6 protein-coding genes are annotated in these 5,194 nt (G+C 61.1%); all 6 read right to left on the bottom strand.

From position 1 onward, the window contains the following. Positions 1-1,010 (bottom strand): DUF6236 family protein (locus tag QZY44_RS02215; protein WP_295441651.1); only part of this gene is annotated, 1,010 nt, incomplete at its 3' end. Positions 1,011-1,287: 277 nt separating this feature from the next. Next, positions 1,288-1,461 carry a DUF4351 domain-containing protein gene (locus QZY44_RS02210; protein WP_295441648.1) on the bottom strand — a complete coding sequence of 58 codons (174 nt, stop codon included), beginning with the start codon at positions 1,459-1,461 and terminating at the stop codon, positions 1,288-1,290. 264 nt (positions 1,462-1,725) lie between these two features. Beyond that, positions 1,726-2,031 (bottom strand): hypothetical protein, encoded by a 306-nt coding sequence (locus QZY44_RS02205; RefSeq protein ID WP_295441645.1) that lies wholly within the window; start codon positions 2,029-2,031, stop codon positions 1,726-1,728. Between the two features lie 108 nt (positions 2,032-2,139). After that, positions 2,140-3,801, bottom strand: a complete 1,662-nt coding sequence (gene groL, locus QZY44_RS02200; RefSeq protein ID WP_295441642.1) for a chaperonin GroEL — start codon at positions 3,799-3,801, stop codon at positions 2,140-2,142. Positions 3,802-3,861: 60 nt separating this feature from the next. Then, positions 3,862-4,149, bottom strand: coding sequence for a co-chaperone GroES (locus QZY44_RS02195; RefSeq protein WP_295441640.1), 288 nt, complete (start codon positions 4,147-4,149; stop codon positions 3,862-3,864). 128 nt (positions 4,150-4,277) lie between these two features. Then, on the bottom strand, positions 4,278-4,877 hold the full coding sequence (locus QZY44_RS02190; RefSeq protein ID WP_295441637.1) for a Slp family lipoprotein: 600 nt from the start codon (positions 4,875-4,877) through the stop codon (positions 4,278-4,280). Between the last annotated feature and the right edge of the window lie 317 nt (positions 4,878-5,194).

Below are 5,194 nucleotides of genomic sequence, written 5' to 3'. Positions count from 1 at the left end.
TCGCGGACCTGCGGCGGCGGTTGGCTCAGGACCTCGGCGGCGAGGGTTTCGGTATCGATTGCGCGGATCCCGGCAAACCCCCGCAAAATCCGCTGCTCGCCGCGGTTATGGCGCTCGTGGCGTAACGGAAAGCGGGAAACTACAGCAAAGATCATTGGCGCCGGAAAGCCCATCAATGAAATGCCAAACCACCCCTTGGCCTTTAGGACGTCCGCGCTAGCCTTGTATTGTTCTTGCGCGCGAATCAATTCCTTCGCTTTTTCCCGCACCGTGTCGATTCGTATTTCGTGGGATTCTAGAGTGGTAAGCTCTTTACGCAGGTCATGCATGCACGAGCGGAATTGCGCAATCTCACTTCGGCGCTTTTCGCGAAACTCTAAGATTTTCTCGGATGGGATTTCTGAAATATTTATAGGTACTAGCTCGGTGACGATGAGACCGAAAAGACCAAAACTCTCAGCATACTCCTCGCCCCAGTTGCCTTTTCCGATGTTGGTGATGAAATCATCGACTTGTCCGTCAACACCGAAATAACTTGTCCCTGTCCATGCTCCCCAGTCGCTGGTAATCAAAGATAGCTGATTACTTGTTGCTATCTGGGTTGCCATATAGAGCATGAAGTTTGAAGCTATAGCTGTTGGGACATACATCCAGTCGTTATCCGACCGAAATCCGGCCTTCTGGAAGATCTCTCGAACACGTTCATCTGTTTTTTCAGTGTGTAGCTTCGTTATCAACGCCTCGTCTTCATCGTTGTAAGTGAGCGCAGCAGCATTCCAACGGTCGATCTTGGAAAGGAACTCTTCGGATGCTTTTCTTGAATAATTGGCAGGGTCAATCATTCTGCCTACGGAGCCTTCCTCTAATAGAGCAGCCAGATCTTCAGAATCGTCTGGAATTATGTTGTCAGGAACAATGCGGTAGATATTGTCGTAAAACAATGCCATTGCCTTTATCCATGAAGGATCTTGGAGTGCAATGTGGGGGTAGTAGAGTGCGTTTTGTTGCATGGCGATATCGAATCCAATTTATAAGGGCTGCGTTAGGATGGTAATTGACCGGGGGGGTTATCGCCAGCTTGGGTGACTGCGGGCTCGCAACACGATGATGTCGTTAAGTTCGCCAGCGTGGCTTCCGAATTATTGAGCGTTTCCCTAGACTACATGCACCGCCGCACTCAAGCAGTCCGGAGATAGGGGGCGTACCGCGAAAAAGTGCCGAGCGTCGCAGGCGGTCAATCGCCCACAGGCTACTCCAACACCCCTCCGCTGGCAAAGAAAACGGCTCTCAACCCGCCCCACCGAACACCTCATCAAGGCTCTGACACTCAAGCACCCGGTCAGCCCAAGCCTCAAGCTCCGCCTCGTCAGCTTGCTCCAGACGTTGCTCGGTCCATGAAGGCAGCGGCCCGAAGCTGCGGGTCAACTGGCGGCGCAGGAGTTTGGCCTCGCCTTTCTGCAATACTTACTGCAACCCTTGATTGGGACGCCGGAAGTCAGTCGCCGTCTTGCCACGGAAACACACGGAAGGACACGGAAACGTTCCTCTTTTTCCGTGCTTTCCGTGTGCTTCCGTGGCCAAAATCCCCGCAACCTAACATATCGTGGCTGGGATTATTATCGATGCCGGATAGCGAATGACTGGAAGTGGCGCAGCATCGGGACTGTGCTGACGCGGGCGATGAAGTCGGGATTGACGTACTCGCCGCCCGCCCACCCACGCGTGTCAAGGCGTTCCATCGGGTCGGCCAGCCCCCGCATCGGCCCGGCATCGATCCCGCTTATCCACCGCTGCGGCGAATTGCGTGAGTGCGTGCCCGAGGTCAGAGTAAAAGATGTCGTCCGGCGTCTCAGCGCTGACGATGTTGGGAATCCATTCCTTTAGCTCCATGACGTGCGCGGCATCCACATACGCCCTGATCGCGTCGGGCGGATCGCCGAAACGGCGTTTGAAGGCTTCAAGAAAAACATCCCGCAGACCGGCCCCCAGGAAGGATTCCAGTGCGGCAAGGTTCTCGTCGTTTTCGTTCATTGTGGTCTCCGCGGGTGGCATAGCCTGCCAAGCTGGATTGAGCAGCGCCACCAACAAAAAGCCCCGCCGAAGCGGGGCTTGGTCAGGCTCTCAGAGCGCCGAGGCCGATCAGTAGTCCATATCGCCCATGCCGCCCATGCCGCCCATCCCACCCAGGCCGCCGCCACCGGCACCGCCGGAAGGCTTGTCGTCCTTAGGCAAATCACCCACCATGGCCTCGGTGGTGATCATGAGGCCGGCGATGGAGGCGGCGTTCTGCAGTGCATAGCGAGACACCTTGGTGGGGTCCAGGATGCCCATGGCGATCATGTCGCCATACTCGCCGTTGGCGGCGTTGTAGCCGAAGTTGCCGGTGCCCGAGGCGACCTTGTTCAGCACCACGGACGGCTCCTCACCTGCGTTGGCGACGATCTGACGCAGTGGCTCTTCCATGGCGCGCCGCGCAATGGTGATGCCCACGTCCTGGTCCTTGTTGGCGCCCTTGAGCCCGCTGATCTTGCTGAGTGCGCGCACCAAGGCGACACCGCCGCCGGGGACCACACCCTCTTCCACTGCCGCGCGGGTGGCGTGCAGTGCGTCTTCGACGCGCGCCTTCTTCTCCTTCATCTCCATCTCGGTGGCGGCACCGACCTTGATCAGTGCGACACCACCGGCCAGCTTGGCCAGACGCTCCTGCAGCTTCTCCTTGTCATAGTCGGAGGTGGTCTCCTCGACCTGGCTGCGGATCTGCTCGCAACGCGACTTGATGTCGGACTCGGAGCCGGCACCGTCGATGATGGTGGTCTCTTCCTTGCTGACCTGGACCTTGCGGGCGGTGCCCAGTTCGGCCAGCGTCGCCTTCTCCAGTGTGAGGCCGACCTCTTCGGCAATGACGGTGGCGCCGGTGAGGATGGCGATGTCCTGCAGCATGGCTTTGCGCCGATCACCGAAGCCCGGGGCCTTGACCGCGCAGACCTTGATGATGCCGCGCAGGCTGTTGACCACCAGCGTCGCCAGGGCCTCGCCCTCAATGTCCTCGGCGATGATCAAGAGCGGCTTGCCGGACTTGGCGACCCCTTCCAGCACCGGCAGCAGCTCGCGGATGTTGGAGATCTTCTTGTCGTGCAGCAGGATGAAGGGGTCGTCCAGTTCCGCCTTCTGGGTATCCTGCTTGTTGATGAAGTAGGGTGAGAGATAGCCGCGGTCGAACTGCATGCCCTCCACGACGTCTAGCTCGTTGCCGAGGGACTTGCCTTCCTCCACCGTGATGACGCCCTCCTTGCCGACCTTGCCCATGGCCTCGGCGATGATCTCGCCGATGGAGTCGTCTGAGTTGGCGGAGATGGTGCCGACCTGGGCGATCTCCTTGTTGTCCGAGCAGGGCCGGGAGATGGCCTTGAGTTCCGCCACCGCCGCCTCGACCGCCTGGTCGATGCCGCGCTTCAGATCCATCGGGTTCATGCCGGCGGCCACCGCCTTGAGGCCCTCGCGGACCATGGCCTGGGCCAGCACGGTCGCGGTGGTGGTGCCGTCACCGGCCACGTCGCTGGTCTTGGAGGCGACCTGCTTGACCATCTGAGCGCCCATGTTCTCAAACTTGTCCTTGAGCTCGATCTCCTTGGCCACGGACACGCCGTCCTTGGTCACGGTCGGGGCGCCGTAGGACTTCTCCAGGACCACGTTGCGGCCCTTGGGGCCCAGCGTCACCTTGACCGCGTTGGCCAGGATGTTGACGCCGTGAAGGATGCGGGCACGGGCCTCATCGCCGAAATAAATTTCCTTTGCACTCATTGCCTTATAACCTCAGTAAACTCGTCGTATGGGGGAAGCGTCGAAGCACCGGGACAGACGCTATTCGATGACGCCCATGATGTCGTCTTCACGCATCACCAGAACCTCTTCGCCGCCGACCTTGACCTCGGTGCCCGAATATTTGCCGAACAGCACCCGATCGCCGACCTTCAGATCCAGGGGGCGCAGCTCGCCGTTGTCCAGCCGCTTGCCGTTGCCCACGGCGAGCACCTCGCCCTGGATCGGCTTCTCGGTTGCGGAGTCGGGGATCAGGATCCCGCCCGGGGAGGTGCGCTCCTCGTCACGCCGACGGATTACCACACGGTCATTTAAGGGTCTGATTTTCATGTCTTCTTGTCTCATGAAACGGGGCCGGCGCCAGGCCACCGGGAAAGTGTTAGCACTCGGCTTGAGCGAGTGCTAGTAATTTACGGCAGATTTCGCTGGCGTCAAGACCCCGTCGCGCGATTTCGCGACTAAAACCCGATGCCGATCCCGCCGTACCCGCCATGCCAGCCGCCGCTCCCGGCGCCGATGCCGACCGAAATCGAGGGGTGCACGCGGTCCCACCAGCGACCTGACCCAGACGCAGGTCCAGGCCCAGGCCCAGGCGCTGGCCCAGGCCCGTCGGCCGCCGGCCACAACCGGACCTTGGCGTTGGTGAGGAGCGGCAGCTGATAGGGGGAAGCCCCGACCTGGCTGGCGCGGGTGCCGGAGATCAGACCGGTGGCGGTCACCGCGCGCCCGGGGCGATAGTCCCCGGTTTCCAGATAACCGGGGACCACGGCCACGAAGCGGCCGGTGGTGGCATCATTGAGCCGTGGCACCCCGCAGCGGTCCAGCGGGTAGCCGACGATCGTGAGCTCGGTGCGGTCGGCGAGGTTCTGTCCCTCCACCACCGAGCCGCCCCAGCGCTGGAGTTCACCTGCATGGCCCTGGCTGGCGGCGACCTGTGCCGGGGTTACGCTGGGATTGCCGATGGCGCCGACGCAGTCGGTCGTCGTCGCGCAGCCGGGCAGGGTGAGGGCGGCGATCAATGCACCGGAAAAACAGGCATAGGCGGCGTGCGATTTCATTGAGACTCCTGCGAGGTACTGAGGCGATTTCCGGTAACGGCCATGGCAGCAGACCAGACACCCCGGACGATGAAAGGTATGCGTGGGAGCGGCTTCAGCCGCGACGAGGCCACGGCAGCTTGCGAGATTGCGTCGCGGCTAAAGCCGCTCCCACCGGGTCCCAGCCTGATTTTCACGGTAACGGCCATGGCGCCCGCGCCACCCCGCAAGATGAAAGTGGCGGGCGCCTTGGCCGTTCCCCTCCCCGGCCCTCCCCCAATAGGGGAGGGGAAAGTGGAGCGCGCTCCCGGCGCGACTTTCACGGTAATCGCCTTAAC

The organism is uncultured Thiodictyon sp. (assembly GCA_903837595.1).
In the GTDB taxonomy this organism is placed as follows: Bacteria; Pseudomonadota; Gammaproteobacteria; order Chromatiales; family Chromatiaceae; genus Thiodictyon.
The sequence above is the reverse complement of the archived record's forward strand: the minus strand, read 5'-3'. Positions and strand labels throughout refer to the sequence as shown.